The organism is Enterococcus sp. HMSC076E04 (assembly GCF_001814285.1).
Lineage (GTDB): Bacteria > Bacillota > Bacilli > Lactobacillales > Enterococcaceae > Enterococcus_B > Enterococcus_B lactis.
Genome location: NZ_KV815631.1, coordinates 1,023 through 17,107 on the forward strand (window position 1 = coordinate 1,023; position 16,085 = coordinate 17,107).

Sequence of the window (16,085 nt, forward strand, 5' to 3'; positions counted from 1 at the left end):
TCCAAATAAAAATCAATACTTTCTTTTTCTAATAATTCCATCTTTTCTCTCCTTTTGTTCTTCTAACGGCACTCCTGATACACTAACAAATCTACCCCTTTCATCTGCCACGTCAATACATGTTTCTCTCGAATTTTATCTATCCATTTTTATTTTATCGCAACTATCAAAGCTTCTATTCCTATTATTTCTTTTTAAAGAAAAGATAGTTTTTCAATCGTATAAATCGCTAGTTTCGCAAAAAAGGCTGTGACAAAAATAGTCACAACCTTTTGATCTTTTCTTCAATTTTTCACATGTCGGCGATTCAATAAAAAACCGCCTATTATTGTAAAGACAGGAGCAAGGATCGAGAAAAAAGCGAATGGCAAGTAATGCAACGCGCTAACTTTCATCGTCCCCATAATGAATGTGCCGCTAACTCCCCACGGTACAAGAGAATTGACGGTTGCTCCTGAATCTGCTAGCGTCCGTGTCAAATAGTTTTTTGATAAGCCAACCTCATCAAAGGAGCGTTTGAATGTTTCTCCCGGAAGAATGATGGACAAGTACTGCTCTCCAACGATCAGATTGACTCCGATACAACTCAAGGCAGTAAACCCGACTAAACGAGAAGGTCGGTCCATCTTTTCTTTTAATTCTTGCACGATGGTCTCAACAATCAAATATTTGATCAATAAACCACCTAATGCCAATGCCAGTAAAATCAAACTGGCTGAGCCCAACATACTCATGATCCCGCCTCGAGAAAGCAGTTCATCTAGCTTGGGATCAGGTGTATGCGCGACATAACCATTCATCAAGATGTCTGCTGCTTTTCCAATCGTCAAACTTTTCTCATGGATAAAGGAAAGAACGAGGGCGGCTGTCGATCCTGCTAATAATGTAGGGATAGCTGGGATTTTTTTGATTGCCCCGCCAAATAAAATAACTAACGGAATCAATGTCCAAGGAGAGATCCAAAAGCTTGCTTTCATATTTTGGATCATTTCATTGATACTGGCTAGGTCGGCTGAATGACTGTTATGTCCTAATATCGTATAAAAAAGCAACGAAAGGACGAATGCCGGAAAATCCGTATAACGCATGCCAGCGATATGTTCGAATAGATTGACTCCGCCGATACCAGCCGCCAAGTTCGTCGTATCCGATAGAGGCGAGCAGTTATTCCCTAAAAATGCACCAGAAACGACCGCACCTGTAGTCATTGCATCGTTGAATCCAAGCAAATGACCGATTCCCAAAAAAGCAATCCCAATCGTCGAAATCGTCGTAAATGAACTGCCGACTGTCACTCCGACAATTGCACAAACAAGAAATGCTGTCGGTAAAAAGAAACGTACAGAGACAAGCTTAAATCCATAAACCATGATCGTAGGGATGGTTCCAGATAGAATCCAAGAGGCAACCAAGACGCCAATCAAAAGAAAAATCAGGATCGGAATGATCCCCGGGGTGATTCCTTTGATGATTCCGTCATGGATCTCATCCCATGAAAACTTTTTAAATCTGCCATAAAACAACAAACACATGAAAGCTGCAAGGATCGGGATATGTGGCGAGAGTTGGAATCCGATGATCAGTACTCCTAGGAGTGCCAACAACACGATCAATACAGCGATACTTTCTTTTAAAGAAATATTTTTATTCATCGTCGATCTCCTATTTCAAATGAAAAGGCCCTGCCATGAAAAAACTATTCACTTGGCAGGACCTCCTACTAAATCAGCGACAGATCGTCGGCTGAAAGACTTATTTTTTTATTTTTCTTCTAAACTTTTTTCTACCTCAATCCCCCAAGAATCTTTCTTGAAGTGATTGATAATCAATGGAATAACGAACATGACCACTGTGATAGCTGCTACTAATAATGCATCACTCAATGTCGCTGTACCTAATGTAGCAAATACGACAACGATGATAGAGAAGATCAGCATGCAGCTGACTACCCAAGCTAAGCCGTTTCCGTTTTTACCAATTCGGTAAGGACGTTCGAATTCTGGATGTTTCTTACGCATTTTAAGCAATGAAACAGCAATCAAAATGTACACGATACAATAAATAACAGTTGTAGCATTTGTAAGTGTCAAGAATACAGCACTTACGTCATCCATTACACCATAAAGTAAAGCAAATAATGAAATAACGATTGATTGTGTTAGAACGACATTTCTAGATACGCCGTATTTGTTTTCTTTATGGAATCCGAATTTTGGTGGTAGGAATCCTTCACGAGCTACTTGGATGATTGTTTTTGATGGTCCAGTAACCCAAGCTGATAATTGTAAAAGCACACCAATAAATACCATGAAGCTGAAGATATTTCCGATCACTTCTGGTAAGCCTAGGATTTGGCAATCAATCAAGATTGGCTGCGTGATATTTGCTAATTCCATTTTTCCATCTGGTACGACATTGGCAACAAGCATCGCATTGATGACATTCAATAAAACTAATCCGATCAAAGCGATAAATACGCCTTTTGTATAATTTTTTGTTGCGTCTTTCAAACGAGGCATGTAAACAGAACTCATTTCGATCCCAACAAAAATAAATGTGATACCAGCTAAGTATTTCAATGAATCAATATGTTCCAAGTCAGGGAAAGCTTTTGACCATGAAAAGTCACCTAGATAGCCGTTTGAGACTAGTCCGACTTTGAAGGCTGCCAAAACACCTAAAACGAACATGATGACTACTGGGATATATACCCCTAGCCATACACCGATGTTCCCGCCGACTTTTGCCATATCGAATTTCAAGTTCAAGATCGTGATGATCCAGTAGATAACTAAAATACAACCTAAAACGAACCAATGATTATTGCCAAGTTCTACATTACCAAATGTGTTTCCTAACAATGGTCCTAAAGTAGAAGCGACCATTACCATACCTGGGAACATTTGCACCCATAATAGCCATGCAACGACAAATCCCCATTTGCTGCCCAGTGCTGTTTTTACCCATAACTGAGGACCGCCTTCTTGAGGAAGCATCGTTGAAAGCTCACCGGAAACCATTGATATCGGACCGGCAAAAAACAAAACTGCAAAAATTGAATAAAAAATCAATGTCCAACCGACTGCGGCTAACGTAGGAATACTCCGAACCGTTGCACACAGTGCCATTGTCAGACCGATAAAGGTCCCAAGACCCATTTTACTTACTTCAGATTTACTCACCGTTGACACTCTCCTTGATTTTTTGGATAAAATAACGGTGTCTTTGAAGTAGTTTCAGCAATAAACGAAACAATTCAGCGAATATTTGAGGGGATTCTTTGAGTCTATTGCTTGAAGGAGTTCTTCAAAGACAACCTCAAAACAAAGGGATCGAAGAGCTTAGGTCACCCCTTGCTCTTCAGATCCAAACATGCGTCAGAAACAGTTAGCATTCAAGCTGTTTTCTAACATGATTACTTTGCTTATTTTGCTTCGCTTGCCAATAATTGGTCTGCGTAGATTTTTTCCAATTTTTCTTGAAGAGCTGCTTTGATTTTTTCAGCATATTCTTCAAAGTGTTCTTCTTTGTTCATGTATGGTGTCATTACGCTGGCACGCAATACAGTTACTTTTCCGGCACGGTTCCATTCTTCATCTGAGAATCCTAGTTGGTTCACGAATTGCAATGGGCTGTTGCCATAGTCTGGGATAGCAAAGTCAGTATGTGAAGTTAAGAATTCATTACCGTAAATGCTTCCTTTCACGTATGAAGAATAATCGTATACGTCATGGTTCAATTTATTCATCGCAACTAAATCGTCGTTGCCTTTTTCTTTGAATACGTAGTCTACCATGTTGAAATCTGGATAAGTTAATGGATGAACTTCGATTTCTTTGTCACCTACTTTGAATGACAAGTCATTCAAGAAGTTGTAGAAACGATGTGCCCCTTCGATTGATGCACCCATCAATTTACCGTATCCTGTGACATTCAAAGGTAAGACATGATGTGCTGCCCAAACGCTGGCTGCTGTTGCCCCTGCTTTTGAACCTTCCAAGATATACGCTCCAAGTAATGCTGGGATATCTGCACCTTTTTCAAATACATATGTTGCGAAGTAAGAGATAACGTCTCTCATGCGGATATCTTTGATGACGATACCACCGGCAGAATATGGAACATAGCCCATTTTATGCGGGTCGATCGTTACAGATTCTGCTTCTTCGATTGCTTTATATGCACTGTGTACTTCTTCTAAGATATAATCTTTGTTTTCTGTAAAGACATTGTATTTGTAATGAACGTCTTTTAAATCTTCGAATGGAATGAAGTTGTTGTCTTCGTCTAAGAAAATCGCACGGCCATATCCGCCATAAGCAGCATCTACATGCAAGTAGAAGTAAATACCGTCTTTTTCTAATACGCGACGCAATGCAACGATTTTATCGATACCGTCGATTGCTCCTTCTTCTGTTGATCCTACAACACCGACTACACCTAAGATTGGTGTTTTTTCAGCTGCTAGACCACGAACGATTTTTTCAAGTTCGTTGATGTCCATGCGGTAGTTATGGTCAACTGGCACTGGAATTACTTGGTCTAAACCAATACCGATGATGTCGGCAGCTTTTAGCCATGAATAGTGTTTTGTTTGTGGAACCAACCATTTCCCTAATTTTTCTAAATGTTTTCCGCTACGTGCTGAGTGAGCTTTGATTTCGTCGATTTTTTCTGGAACACTGTCTAACAAGTTCATGATTTCTTCTGTTGACAAGTTCATCAATTCCCAATCGCTTTTTCCAGCAACTAGTTCAGGTGTCACTTCTTTCATAGCAAGTGGCAATGATTTGATGTTGCGGGCATACCAAAGTCCTTCTAAGTTTGCTAAAGAACCATCAGCAACGATGTGTCCCCAGCCATCTTTATAGCTCATTAATTTTGCAAATTCCATGCCTACTTCTTCTTCCATTTGGCTTGTTGCAGGAGAAGATTCGTAAGCAACGTTATTACCATTCCATAGCATAGCAAAATTATACGCTAGTAAAGATGGCATCAATGTTTCAGAGTTCATATGACCCCAGTAGCGTCCGGCATTATGCCAAGGAACGGAATGGGTACGCATCCGCGCTGAAATTTCTGATAGAACATCTTTTGTTTTATTCACAGTGTGTTCAAAACTAGCACTGCTTTTTTCTTCTGGCGTAATGATAGGCATGTCTTGAGGCATGTAGTTTTGACGCCAGCCTAAATGTTCGTCCACCAATTCATTCAACAAAGCTTTATAGATTTGGCCGTTCTCAGCTTTGTCCCCAATGAATAGGGCATTTAGGTTTAGATCTTTCGACAATGATTCACTCATAGTGAAACCCTCCTAAAAAAATATTTAAATTTTGTCGAGCCCTACATTACACCTGTTCTCCTATTCTGTAAACTAAGCTTTCGACCGTTTTTTAATCGTATTTTAATATGTATCAATTATTCGAATTGTTCATACTTTTGAAATAATTAAAAAAAACGAGGGAATTTACAAAAGTAAACTCCCTCGCAAAGATTGTATTAACGACAACCAGCGTTCTATTTTAGGATGGGTTTCAAAATTGGAATGTTGTAATAGTATTCCCCTTTTTCAAGGCAAAAACTTACTAAATTCTAATCAATTACTTTGGCCAAAAAGTAATTTTTCTTACCTTTTCGAATAACCACAAACTTACCATCGAATTCATCGGATGGATTTATGACAAAATTTAAATCGGTAACGCGGTCACCGTTAATACTTATAGCTCCGTTTGAAACATCTTCCCGTGCCTGACGTTTAGATGGTTCAATTTTTGTGGAAACAAGTAGCTCCACGATATTTTCAGGTGTGCTTGAAATTTCAACGTTCGGCATTTTACCGAATCCTTGCGCGATTTCTTCCGCATTTAGTTCTTTAATATTTCCAGAGAACAATGCTTGTGTTATTTTTTGCGCTTCTTTCAAGTCTTCTTCACTATGCACAAATCTTGTAACTTCTTCTGCCAAACGGCGTTGTGCTTCACGTTTCTCAGGTTCTGTCTCTACTTTTTTCGCTAATTCTTCAATTTCTTCTTGAGATAAGAACGTAAAGAATTTCAAGTATTTCACTACATCACGATCATCTTGATTCAACCAGAATTGGTAGAATTCAAATGGTGAAGTTTTCTTAGGATCAAGCCAAACGGCACCGCCTGCGGTTTTTCCGAATTTCGTTCCGTCCGCTTTCAACATCAATGGAATCGTTAAACCGAACGCTTCTGCTTCTGGTCCTTCTAATTTTCGGATCAGGTCTAAACCAGCAGTGATATTTCCCCATTGGTCTGCTCCACCGATTTGTAGTTGTACATCGTATGTTTTATGCAGATGTAAAAAGTCGATGGATTGCAGGATTTGGTAAGTGAATTCTGTGAATGAGATCCCTACTTCCAAACGGCTGGCAACGATATCTTTTGCTAACATCGTGTTGATGTTGAAGTTTTTACCGTAGTCTCTCAAAAATTCAAGTAAAGAGATTTTTGACAACCAGTCGTAGTTGTTCACAAATGTGATATTTGCGTCTTTACCAAACAATTTTCTCATTTGATTGGAAAGTGCATCCACGTTATGTTGCACTTGTTCCATCGTTTGCAACACACGTTCTGTTTTACGGCCGCTTGGGTCGCCGATCGTTCCTGTTCCGCCGCCAATCAGAATATATGGATGATGGCCTGCCAATTGGAATCTTTTCATCATCATAAATGGGATCAAATGTCCGATATGCATCGAATCACCAGTTGGATCAACGCCGCAATAAAGTGAAATGCTCTTTTCTTCAACGAGCTCGCGAAGTCTTTCTTCGTTTGTTTGCTGATTAATGGCGTCGCGCCAAGTTAATTCATCAATAATATTCATTTTACTGACCTCCGTGTAGTTTTTTATGAAAGCAGGAACCTGCTAGCATGCGTCATTAAGTATTTCTTCGGGATGGAAAATAAAAAAAGTCCCTTGGCATATAGCCAAGGGACGAAATCTCGCGGTACCACCCAATTTGTATGTCTAGATATCCAACATACCTCTCGAACATTTAACGCTGTCGCGTGGCAATCACTGCCAGAGACTCCTGAAATGTAATTCGCTTTAAAGCATGTACTGGTTTGCAGCAACCACCAGCTTTCTGAAACATTGGCTTTAACAACTACTTCGTTTCGATCTTCGTCTTGTTATTATTAATATGTGTCTATCATAGAGCGCAACTTTTTCTTTGTCAACAGAAAAAGGATATTTTTTTTAAATTCCTCATTTTTTCTTTTTTGAATCCGCTCTAATCCCGAACATTTTATTTTTAATATTGTTAAAAGAAACTATTTTTTCTGTATTTTTTCTGCAATTTATCGAGAAGTCACTTTACTTTTCCTCTTATTCTTTCTTCGTTACAATGAGCAATGGGACGAGTAAAAAAATGAAAAAGCAAGGGACGAGGTATATGGAAAAAAAGCAAAAAATTATTTTAGGAGCTACTTCTGCTTTAACTGTCGTTATTTTAATTTTAAGTCTGTTTTTTGTCATCCGAGCATACACAAAAAAAGAACCGATCATTCCTGAAAAAAAAATAACAGAAAAGACAAAAGAGCCAATGGATGATAAGCAACAGCTAGTTACTCAAGCAAAAAATCTGGCACAAAGCTATGATTATGACCAAGCGATTGCTTTATTGGAGAAAAACAGTAAAAACGGATCTGCGGAAACACAGCAGCTTCTTCAAACACTGAAAAAGGAGAAAGAACAACTGATTGACTGGTCTGATCCTACTCAGATCTCTCACGTCTTTTTTCACAGCTTGATCGTGGACCCGCAAAAAGCCTTCCACTCTCAACAGTCGCAAGGATATAAAGACTATATGGTAACTGTTGAAGAGTTCAACCGTTCGATCGAACAACTCTATCAAAATGATTTTGTTTTAGTCAATTTGAATGATTTGATCCAAAAAGACGAACAAGGAAACCTTTCCTTTAACGGGCTTGCGCTACCTGAAGGAAAAAAACCATTAGTTCTTTCGCAAGATGATGTCAGCTATTATGAATATATGGATAATTCCGGTTTTCCTAGCCGATTAGTCGTATCAAATAACAATGAAATCAAAAATGTTTATAAAGAGAATGATAAGGAAGAAATTGGGGACTTTGACATGGTTCCTCTGATCGATGCTTTTGTCAAGAAACATCCTGATTTTTCTTATCGAGGCGCAAAAGGCACCTTGGCCCTGACAGGTTACAACGGTGTTTTAGGTTATCGAACATCCAAGTCTCAATACGGAGATAACGAGAAAACAAAAAAAGAGATCGAAGAAGCTAAAAAAGTAGCTGATCAGTTGAAGAAAGATGGCTGGAGCTTTGCTTCCCATACCTGGGGACACTTGAATATGACTCAAGCTTCATTAGAGGATGTCAAAAAAGACAATGAATTATGGCAGCAAGAAGTTGCACCTATCCTAGGAAAAACAAATATCCTGATTTATCCATTTGGTGCAGATATTAGCGACTGGCAGCCTTATTCAGCAGAAAATCAAAAATTTGCTTACTTAAAGAGTCAAGGTTTCGATATTTTCTGCAATGTAGATGCTTCTACTCCCGCTTGGGGACAATTAGGTGCGGATTTCTATCGAAATGCTCGAATCAATATCGATGGCATTCGGTTCCAATCAGATTTAGACGGACAAAACCCTATTCTTGATCCATTCATCAACGTTCATGATGTCTATGACAAAGAAGCACGAGAATCCGCTTGATTTTACGTCATTTATAAACCAAAAAAGCCGAACTGACATTTTATCGTCAGTTTCGGCTTTTTTTATGCTTTATTTCTTCTTCGGCGCGATTCCCTTGATCAGGACTTCTGTCCATTCTGCTGTATATGGAAGCAGTTTTGCGTATATCTCTGGCTTAGAAATTCCTTCTACCATTGCTTGAAAATAGAGGATCAAGAACTCATCAGAATATTTCAAATCCACTTTTCCCTCTTTACGCCCTCGATGGAAAAGATCAAGCATGATACTGAAACTTTCTTGCGTATACGCATCCATCGCGTCAGAAAATTCTTTTTTTTCTTTTTTTGTATAGCATGTCATTAAATCGATATAAAATTGTTTGTTCACTCGATTGAGATAGCGGATTTTATTTTCACTCATGGCAATCAACGTTTCTTCAAATGGAAGATTTTCCGCAATCAACGCTTTCGCTTCTTGCCCTAAATCATTCATAAATGTGAAAAATACTTCATAAATCAGCCCTTCCTTGCTGCCAAAATATTTAAAAATCGTCGCTTTACTTACCTGAGCGCTCTCAGCTACCTTATCCATCGTCACTCCAGCGGTTCCTATGTCTGTGTTCATCAAGTCAAAAGCTGCTTGTAAAATCTCTTTCTTTTTCTCTTGTGCTCTCTTTTCAAAACCGTTCATTGGTAGAGCCTCCCGTAATTTTAAACTTTTATAATATATATAGTTCAAATTTATTCTGAGGTTTATTATAACTATCTATTGAGAAAGTATCAAGCCAGCAATTCCTTGTTTATGAATTCATTGACAGAAATTTATAAAAAGAATATTATGTACTAAAATAATAAAAAAAGTTTTATAAAAAGGTATAAAACCATTTTATTAAACCATTTAATCTTATTTAGTATATATTTTCAAAAAAGGAGTGGGGTTTTTATGGCAGAAATCGTCAAAGTCACACATTTGAAAAAGAACTTTGGTCGTTTCGAAGCTTTAAAAGACGTCTCTTTCACCGTACATTCAGGTGAAGTCGTTGGATTTATCGGACCAAATGGTTCTGGAAAATCCACGACGATTCGGACACTTTTAGGGATTATAAAAAAAGACGGCGGGACGGCAACGATTTTTGGTCAAGATGTATGGGAAGATAGTTTATCTATCCATGAACGTCTTTCTTATGTTCCAGGTGACATCTCTTTATGGGGAAATTTGACTGGAGGAGCGATCATCGATCTCTTCATGAAGCTTCATGGAAAAGGGAACGCTCAAAAAAAGGACGAACTGATTCAACGTTTCTCTCTTGATCCTAAGAAAAAAGCAAAAAACTATTCAAAAGGAAATCGTCAAAAAGTGGGCTTGATTGCTGCTTTATCTGTTGATTCGGATCTCTATTTATTTGATGAGCCTACATCTGGTTTAGATCCCTTGATGGAAACCATTTTTCAAGAAGAAGTTGAAAAACTGAAAGAACAGGGTAAATCCATCCTGCTTTCTTCTCATATTCTCAGTGAAGTCGAACGGTTGGCAGATAAAGTCGTGATCATCCGCGAGGGAACAGTCGTAGAAGAAGGAACACTCGATGAATTGCGTCATTTGACCCGCTCGACCATTACTATAGAAACAGAAGCAGATAACAGCCACTTAGCACAATTGAACGGTGTCCATGATTTTGTGCAAAAAGGCCACCTTGCTCAATTTGCTGCTGACAACGAAGCTTTCGATGTGATTTTAGCTGAAGCTTCCAAATTAGGTGTGAAAAAATTTGAATCTATTCCACCGACTCTTGAAGATTTATTCATGAGGCACTATGAAGGATGAGGAGGAATCGAAATGACTGATAAATTTTCACGCTGGTCCACCCTTTTTTCTCAAAACCTTAGCCGTGACTGGAAAAAGATCTTGATATGGCTAGTCGGTGTCACTGCTTTTTCTGGTGGTTTTGTCCCTGCATTTGAAGAATTGACTTCAGGACAAGGGTTAGCTGGATTATACGAAACAATGCAAAATCCGGCAATGATAGCAATGGTCGGACCAACTCCCGCTTCGAATGCTGCTGAGTATACTTTAGGAGCGATGTATGCAAATGAAATGTTGCTTTTTTGCAGTTTGTTTGCTGCTGTGATCTCGGTTTTGCATGTAGTGAGCCAAACGAGAAAAAAAGAAGAGCTTGGTCTGATTGAACTTATTCGTTCCTTTCGAGTCGGACGTCAAGCAAACTCTTTAGCTGTCATCGCTGAAACTATTCTGATCAATTTGCTTTTAGCAATATCGATCAGCTGTACGATGATTTTTTTTCAAGCAGATTCGATCACTGCAGAAGGTGCTTGGCTTTTTGGGCTATCTGTAGGTAGTACGGGGATTTTGGGGAGTGCCGTTGCACTGTTTGCTGCACAACTGATGCCAAGTTCAGCCAGTTCGAATGGTCTGTCTCTAGCGTTTTTAGGTGGACTCTATCTTCTAAGAGCAATAACAGATGTAGCTGTTTCCTCCCTTTCGATGTGGAATCCTTTAGGCTGGTCTTATTTGACCTATCCATTTACAACTAATAACTGGATTCCTTTGCTTTATTTGTTTTTGTTCAGTCTCATCTTGATAATCAGTTCATTTGTTTTAGAGGAACATCGAGACTTGAACACCGGCTATATCCCCGAACGTGAAGGAAAACCGTATGCTAAACGTTCTCTTCTATCCTTGCGTGGTTTATTATTCTATCTAAATAAAGGAATGACAATCAGTTGGCTCATCACTTTTGGTTTGATGGGGGCGGCATACGGCTCTATCTACGGGAATATGCAACAGTTTTTAGAAAGTAACGACTTAATGAAACAGATGTTTATCCAATCTGGCGTCTCAATTGAAAAAAACTTTACAAGCACGATCATGGTCGTCTTGATTTGTCTAGCTGCTATTTTACCAATTGCTAGCATCAATCGTTTATTTACAGAAGAAACCCACGGACGTATGAATCAGCTGTTCGCAACAAAAATTTCTAGGAACCAACTTTATTGGACAAATCTGTTACTAGCGATCCTGTTTTCTATATTGTCGATTCTGATTAGTTCTGGTGCGCTAGGACTTTCTGCTTTGGCATCGATGAAGGATGCGAAAGATATGGATCTATTGCTGTTTCTTAAAGCCGGATTCAACTTTCTGCCTGCTGTTTTAGTGTTTATCGGGATGAGTGGCTTTCTATTCGGATGGCTTCCTCGAATGGGTAAATTTGCTTATATCTACTTAGCTTACTCCTTTGCGCTCAATTACTTTGGCGGGATTTTGGATTTGCCAGAATGGTTCTCCAAAACAGCGATCCCTAGCTGGGTACCACGGATGCCAAACGATTCTTTCGATCTTTCCGTATTCCTTACGTTATCCTGTATCAGCCTTGCACTGATCGTCCTTGGTGCTATCGGTTATAGGAGAAGAGATTTAGTGGAAGGATAACAAAAAAGAGCATGTTCAATTTCATACTAGCCTCCAAATTGGGATCAAAAATCCAACATTTGGAGGTCATTTTTGTATTTACAAGTCTTCTAACTGCTCTTTATCAATGATCCAGACTTCCCGATTCTCTCTTTTTACATAACCATTCTCCTCTAATAATTTAAATTTTCTAGATAAAGTTTCGGGGGTCGTACCGATAAATGCAGCAAGTTCTTTCATTTTCATTGGCAGGAAAAAGTGATTCTTCCCTGTCGCTTTAGCTAAATCAAGCAGATAGACAGCGACTCGTTCTTCTACTTTTTCCATCATCAAAAAAGTTGTCTGCTGCTGTACTTTTGTTAATTTCTCAGCGTTGATTGCTAAAAGTTTCAGACTAAGGGCGGGATAATGCAGTAAAAGTTCCGAGAAATCTTTTTGTCTCAATACACAAATTTCCGTTTTTTCTAGTGCTTCGCCAAATAAAGACTCATTTGGAACGCCTAGCAACTGGCTCTCTCCCTCATATCCGCCCGGCTCTACTACTCGTAAAAGCTGTTCCTTTCCGCTAGCAGATAATTGATACACTTTCATACTGCCGGAAGCCACGATCACTAATTGAGACTCTCCATTCGGCGCAAGAATCTGTTCTCCTTTTTCCACTTTTCTGTGTGTCACTAGCGAGTGGATTTTTTGCTGATCTTCTATCTCGAGATGATTGAATAATGGAACGAGTGAAACACACAATCCTTCATGTCTCATAGCAGATTCCTCCTTTGGATTTCTTCCTTGTTTGTTATTCTACTTGTTCTTTTAACTTGGTTAATTGATTTGTATCAAGATTTTTCTTTTTGTGCGATAAGTAAGCAGACACATGCCGTTTATGACCACGATCAGAATACTCATTTCATGGAAAAGCATACCGCTTGCCACCTCGGCCACCAGGATCAGACTCTCGGTAATAATGGTGATGAGTGTTTTATGTCCTAAAATCATTTTTTGATACTATCTATAAGTAAAATTGAAAATTGCCGCTTATGTCAAATAGGAGCTGTGACAAACGCCTTGTCACAACTCCTATTTTTTGAATAAACGGTGTTCAATCAGCTGACCCTCGGCATTAGCTCAACAAACGGCAAAATATGAGGAGCTATTTTTCCGTTTTTTTCTCTAATACTCAGGTCAAAACACTGATTTCACAACCTCTTCCTTAAACGGTGTTCAAAAGCTTGCATCTACGACACTAAGCCCAATCAGATGAAAAATATGAAAAGCTATTTTTCTCTGCTTGTTCTTACTGCTTGATGCAGAATAGCTTTTTCACAACCTCTTTATTACTGTAGCTGATTTTCTAAAAACTTACTAACATTCGGCTTTTTTTACTAAATGCCGCTGTTACTTTTTTGCCGAAACGACCCTTTACTGCTTTTTCCAATCCAGTCGTTGCAGAGGATACCGCTTTTTTTGCCGTGCTTGCTTCCACCTCTGCGGCTTGTTTCGCCTTTTTGCATTTCGTGACTTTGTCTTGAGTCATCGCAATCCCTAAAGCTCTTGCTGAGATTTTTTGTATCTCTTTCTGGTAGTCTTCCCAAATTTTTTCCTCTAGAACGATCACTTATTATCTCCTTTCCTGTTACTTTTTGTTTAATCGTTGCAGATCAGCACGATAACGGCGTTCGACTTCATCTTGCTGATCATAGATTTTTTTTCGTTTCTGCATCAATTCATGAGAGAACCTCTCTTCTAAACGTCTGAGTTCTTTTTGTGCAAAATACAAAGAATCCTTCGGGCATTCAAAGGAACGCACCGAAAAACGTATATTGGAATAAGTCGTTTCTGCCAGCTGCTGCATGTTCTTTTGCATCTGTCTGAGCTGATCTTCCTGATCTTCTAGCTGCAGTCGTTCTTTTCGGTATGTTTCATGAATCTGGTTTTCTTTTTCCATCTCACTACTCCTTGTTTTAAAATAATTGTCGTGCCAAGTCCCGATCACGTTGGACCAGCTCATTGATTTTCGCTTCGATCTCTTTTGCCAAGGTAGAGAATTCTGCTGAAAGCTGCTTGATTTTGAAGATTTTTTCCCGGAATTCCTGCGTAGGTTCATCAACGATCGTCTGCTTTGTACAACCGACTTCTCGCAGAGCATCGAGCATTTCGTTCTGAGACAAAAGCGGTGTCTGTCTGCGGACCATCGCAAGACCATCTGCCCACAGCTGTTCCAAATCACGAATTCCACGCTGGTAAATGACTAGCACTTGTTCCATCGCTTGATTGAAGACGGAAGCCGCATGTTTCACGATCATCAGCGCCTGCTGGTCGTCTAAATAGATCTGTTCATTGGTCGACAGACCGCCGCTGCTCGCTGTGAATCTTTTCCGCCAAGTCACTAGCTTGGAGAAAGCACTGATTTGTAGCTGGAGCCACTTGTTTTCTTCTTTCAGTTGACTAATCCGATCTTTCTCCCATTGATTTTTTTCGCCATATGTCTCCATTTGACGGATCATAGCTTTGTTTTTGATGATTTGCTGGGCGAGTAAGGTCTGTTCGAGGGCGACCCCTCCATGTTGGTCGGAATAGATGACGATATCGCCATATTTATCGATGTAATTCCCGTTTTTGTCGAGATTGAACTGATTTAGATCGTGTCCATAGTTTTTCCAGCCGGCGTTGTCGATTCCGAAACTGTGAAATGGCAGTTGGCCTTTCCCGCCAGTCAGCCAGCCACTAGTCACGATGTCTGAAGTGTCATACAGATTGATGATCTGCCCTTCATAATTCATGAGCTGCTTCTCACTCAAGCCTGGGCCTGCCGCTGCATATGTAAATCCGTGATAACCTTTTAAAACAGCGACATAGATTGCCTGCGCTCCACCTAAAGAATGACCGGTCGTGGAAATAGTGTAGCCGTCTTTGACAGAATAGGTCTTTTCGATTGCATCGGCATACGCTAAAGCAGACTGGAAGGCGCCGTTGTCGTGTTTGTCCTCGAAGCCGACTTCTCGGATGTTCGTTTTCCAGTCCTGCCAGTTTTTAGTGCCCGCGTAGGCGATGGTCAGGTCTTTTTTGATGACGGATTTGGGGTAGTCGGAAATTTGCTGTAATTGATTTTGCTTCTTACTTTTATATTCATCTTTGATTTCAGCCACGACCATGGCTTGCATACCGTTTTGCTTTGGTGTTTTTTCTTTTCCGATTGTATGTTTGTCGGTATCAATGACATCAATAACAAGATATTCATCCTCAACGATTTTTTCGTTGACTTTTACTTTCCCTGTTTCAACGCCATATACTGCTTTAGAGAATTCTTTGTTTTGGTCCATCACTTGACTCCCTTGTCATAATAGATAATGTTTTCTTCAGGCATTTTTTCATCTGTCGAAGAATTTTTTTTAGTTAGTACATATGAATTCCTAGTATTCCCAGTGTTGAAGGAATACAGCCACTTATTTGTTTCGGCTGATCTCGTATCTAGCGTCGTTTCATCTGGGTAAACATCATTGATGATAAATCCAACTACCAACCCTTTCATCGGACCTACAGAAAAACCTGTAAATTCTATTTTCTCAATATCCATATACTCAGTTATAGAATCTAATCTTTCAAAAAATTCCTGTTCAGTCATGTCTCCTTTACCTTGATTAAATTCTTTGAAGATTTCCTTTTCTCGCTTTTCATCCACTGTTGAAATCTCATAATGATTATACAAATAATTTGCCAGATCGGTTTGGATGGTACGCAGTTCTTCATTGTCTTTTTCTCTTCTATCCATCAATAATTTCCCTCCTATACTCAGTGCAATGATGACTATGACTCCTCTGAAAATGATTTTTTTCATGCTTGCTCCTTCTTGCTTCCCTTCACAAAGAAAACGCTTTAAATGGATTTTACCATAGGCTTATCAGTGAAAAAAGAAGCCTTTTTCTTACTTTTCCTTGTTTGATAACGAAATGAATATCTTTTC

General features: G+C 39.3%; 14 protein-coding genes and 1 other annotated feature. Of the genes, 3 read left to right on the forward strand and 11 right to left on the reverse strand.

Features of this window, described 5'->3' with window-relative positions:
• Positions 1 to 284: 284 nt before the first annotated feature.
• The 4 genes from nhaC to tyrS form a co-directional block, all read right to left on the reverse strand.
• Positions 285 to 1,652, reverse strand: a complete 1,368-nt coding sequence (nhaC, locus tag HMPREF2961_RS11960) for a Na+/H+ antiporter NhaC (RefSeq protein ID WP_002292602.1) — start codon at positions 1,650 to 1,652, stop codon at positions 285 to 287.
• A 108-nt stretch (positions 1,653 to 1,760) separates the two neighbouring features.
• Positions 1,761 to 3,158 carry a tyrosine-tyramine antiporter gene (gene tyrP, locus HMPREF2961_RS11965; protein ID WP_002316652.1) on the reverse strand — a complete coding sequence of 466 codons (1,398 nt, stop codon included), beginning with the start codon at positions 3,156 to 3,158 and terminating at the stop codon, positions 1,761 to 1,763.
• Positions 3,159 to 3,424: 266 nt separating this feature from the next.
• Positions 3,425 to 5,302: a tyrosine decarboxylase gene (gene tdc, locus HMPREF2961_RS11970; RefSeq protein WP_002286400.1), complete on the reverse strand. Its 1,878-nt coding sequence runs from the start codon at positions 5,300 to 5,302 to the stop codon at positions 3,425 to 3,427.
• A 290-nt stretch (positions 5,303 to 5,592) separates the two neighbouring features.
• Positions 5,593 to 6,849 carry a tyrosine--tRNA ligase gene (tyrS, locus tag HMPREF2961_RS11975; RefSeq protein ID WP_002315946.1) on the reverse strand — a complete coding sequence of 419 codons (1,257 nt, stop codon included), beginning with the start codon at positions 6,847 to 6,849 and terminating at the stop codon, positions 5,593 to 5,595.
• A gap of 104 nt (positions 6,850 to 6,953) precedes the next feature.
• Positions 6,954 to 7,159: a binding site (T-box leader), on the reverse strand.
• A gap of 261 nt (positions 7,160 to 7,420) precedes the next feature.
• On the opposite strand from tyrS, the gene HMPREF2961_RS11980 reads away from it, so the two are divergent.
• On the forward strand, positions 7,421 to 8,722 hold the full coding sequence (locus HMPREF2961_RS11980) for a polysaccharide deacetylase family protein (protein ID WP_025477359.1): 1,302 nt from the start codon (positions 7,421 to 7,423) through the stop codon (positions 8,720 to 8,722).
• Positions 8,723 to 8,791: 69 nt separating this feature from the next.
• Here HMPREF2961_RS11980 and HMPREF2961_RS11985 read toward each other — a convergent pair whose 3' ends face one another.
• Entirely contained in the window at positions 8,792 to 9,391 is a 600-nt protein-coding gene (locus tag HMPREF2961_RS11985; protein WP_002315948.1) for a TetR/AcrR family transcriptional regulator, read from the reverse strand.
• A gap of 252 nt (positions 9,392 to 9,643) precedes the next feature.
• Here HMPREF2961_RS11985 and HMPREF2961_RS11990 point away from each other — a divergent pair, with 252 nt between their 5' ends.
• Positions 9,644 to 10,525: an ABC transporter ATP-binding protein gene (locus tag HMPREF2961_RS11990; protein WP_002315949.1), complete on the forward strand. Its 882-nt coding sequence runs from the start codon at positions 9,644 to 9,646 to the stop codon at positions 10,523 to 10,525.
• Positions 10,526 to 10,537: 12 nt separating this feature from the next.
• Entirely contained in the window at positions 10,538 to 12,148 is a 1,611-nt protein-coding gene (locus HMPREF2961_RS11995) for an ABC transporter permease (protein WP_070704840.1), read from the forward strand.
• Positions 12,149 to 12,226: 78 nt separating this feature from the next.
• Here the strand turns inward: HMPREF2961_RS11995 and HMPREF2961_RS12000 are convergent, their stop codons facing one another.
• The 6 genes from HMPREF2961_RS12000 to HMPREF2961_RS12020 all read right to left on the reverse strand — a co-directional run bounded on the left by HMPREF2961_RS12000 (position 12,227) and on the right by HMPREF2961_RS12020 (position 15,959).
• Positions 12,227 to 12,886 carry a Crp/Fnr family transcriptional regulator gene (locus HMPREF2961_RS12000; RefSeq protein ID WP_002292592.1) on the reverse strand — a complete coding sequence of 220 codons (660 nt, stop codon included), beginning with the start codon at positions 12,884 to 12,886 and terminating at the stop codon, positions 12,227 to 12,229.
• A 60-nt stretch (positions 12,887 to 12,946) separates the two neighbouring features.
• The gene (locus HMPREF2961_RS15835) at positions 12,947 to 13,045 is read right to left on the reverse strand and encodes a cadmium ABC transporter ATPase (protein WP_185056233.1); all 99 of its coding nucleotides are present in this window, start codon (positions 13,043 to 13,045) and stop codon (positions 12,947 to 12,949) included.
• Positions 13,046 to 13,475: 430 nt separating this feature from the next.
• Positions 13,476 to 13,739, reverse strand: a complete 264-nt coding sequence (locus HMPREF2961_RS12005) for a hypothetical protein (protein ID WP_002315952.1) — start codon at positions 13,737 to 13,739, stop codon at positions 13,476 to 13,478.
• Between the two features lie 18 nt (positions 13,740 to 13,757).
• A complete protein-coding gene (locus tag HMPREF2961_RS15460) occupies positions 13,758 to 14,069 on the reverse strand; it encodes a hypothetical protein (protein ID WP_024635416.1) in 312 nt (103 codons plus the stop codon).
• A gap of 16 nt (positions 14,070 to 14,085) precedes the next feature.
• The gene (locus HMPREF2961_RS12015) at positions 14,086 to 15,444 is read right to left on the reverse strand and encodes a Tle-like phospholipase domain-containing protein (RefSeq protein WP_025477361.1); all 1,359 of its coding nucleotides are present in this window, start codon (positions 15,442 to 15,444) and stop codon (positions 14,086 to 14,088) included.
• The gene (locus tag HMPREF2961_RS12020; RefSeq protein ID WP_002315955.1) at positions 15,444 to 15,959 is read right to left on the reverse strand and encodes a hypothetical protein; all 516 of its coding nucleotides are present in this window, start codon (positions 15,957 to 15,959) and stop codon (positions 15,444 to 15,446) included. The genes HMPREF2961_RS12015 and HMPREF2961_RS12020 overlap by 1 nt, the downstream gene beginning before the upstream one ends.
• Positions 15,960 to 16,085 lie beyond the last annotated feature (126 nt).

Coding starts and splice junctions, on each gene's coding strand:
- nhaC (WP_002292602.1), bottom strand. CDS start 1,652: ATGAATAAAAATATTTCTTTAAAAGAAAGTATCGCTGTATTGATCGTG.
- tyrP (WP_002316652.1), bottom strand. CDS start 3,158: ATGGGTCTTGGGACCTTTATCGGTCTGACAATGGCACTGTGTGCAACG.
- tdc (WP_002286400.1), bottom strand. CDS start 5,302: ATGAGTGAATCATTGTCGAAAGATCTAAACCTAAATGCCCTATTCATT.
- tyrS (WP_002315946.1), bottom strand. CDS start 6,849: ATGAATATTATTGATGAATTAACTTGGCGCGACGCCATTAATCAGCAA.
- HMPREF2961_RS11980 (WP_025477359.1), top strand. CDS start 7,421: ATGGAAAAAAAGCAAAAAATTATTTTAGGAGCTACTTCTGCTTTAACT.
- HMPREF2961_RS11985 (WP_002315948.1), bottom strand. CDS start 9,391: ATGAACGGTTTTGAAAAGAGAGCACAAGAGAAAAAGAAAGAGATTTTA.
- HMPREF2961_RS11990 (WP_002315949.1), top strand. CDS start 9,644: ATGGCAGAAATCGTCAAAGTCACACATTTGAAAAAGAACTTTGGTCGT.
- HMPREF2961_RS11995 (WP_070704840.1), top strand. CDS start 10,538: ATGACTGATAAATTTTCACGCTGGTCCACCCTTTTTTCTCAAAACCTT.
- HMPREF2961_RS12000 (WP_002292592.1), bottom strand. CDS start 12,886: ATGAGACATGAAGGATTGTGTGTTTCACTCGTTCCATTATTCAATCAT.
- HMPREF2961_RS15835 (WP_185056233.1), bottom strand. CDS start 13,045: ATGCTTTTCCATGAAATGAGTATTCTGATCGTGGTCATAAACGGCATG.
- HMPREF2961_RS15460 (WP_024635416.1), bottom strand. CDS start 14,069: ATGGAAAAAGAAAACCAGATTCATGAAACATACCGAAAAGAACGACTG.
- HMPREF2961_RS12015 (WP_025477361.1), bottom strand. CDS start 15,444: ATGGACCAAAACAAAGAATTCTCTAAAGCAGTATATGGCGTTGAAACA.
- HMPREF2961_RS12020 (WP_002315955.1), bottom strand. CDS start 15,959: ATGAAAAAAATCATTTTCAGAGGAGTCATAGTCATCATTGCACTGAGT.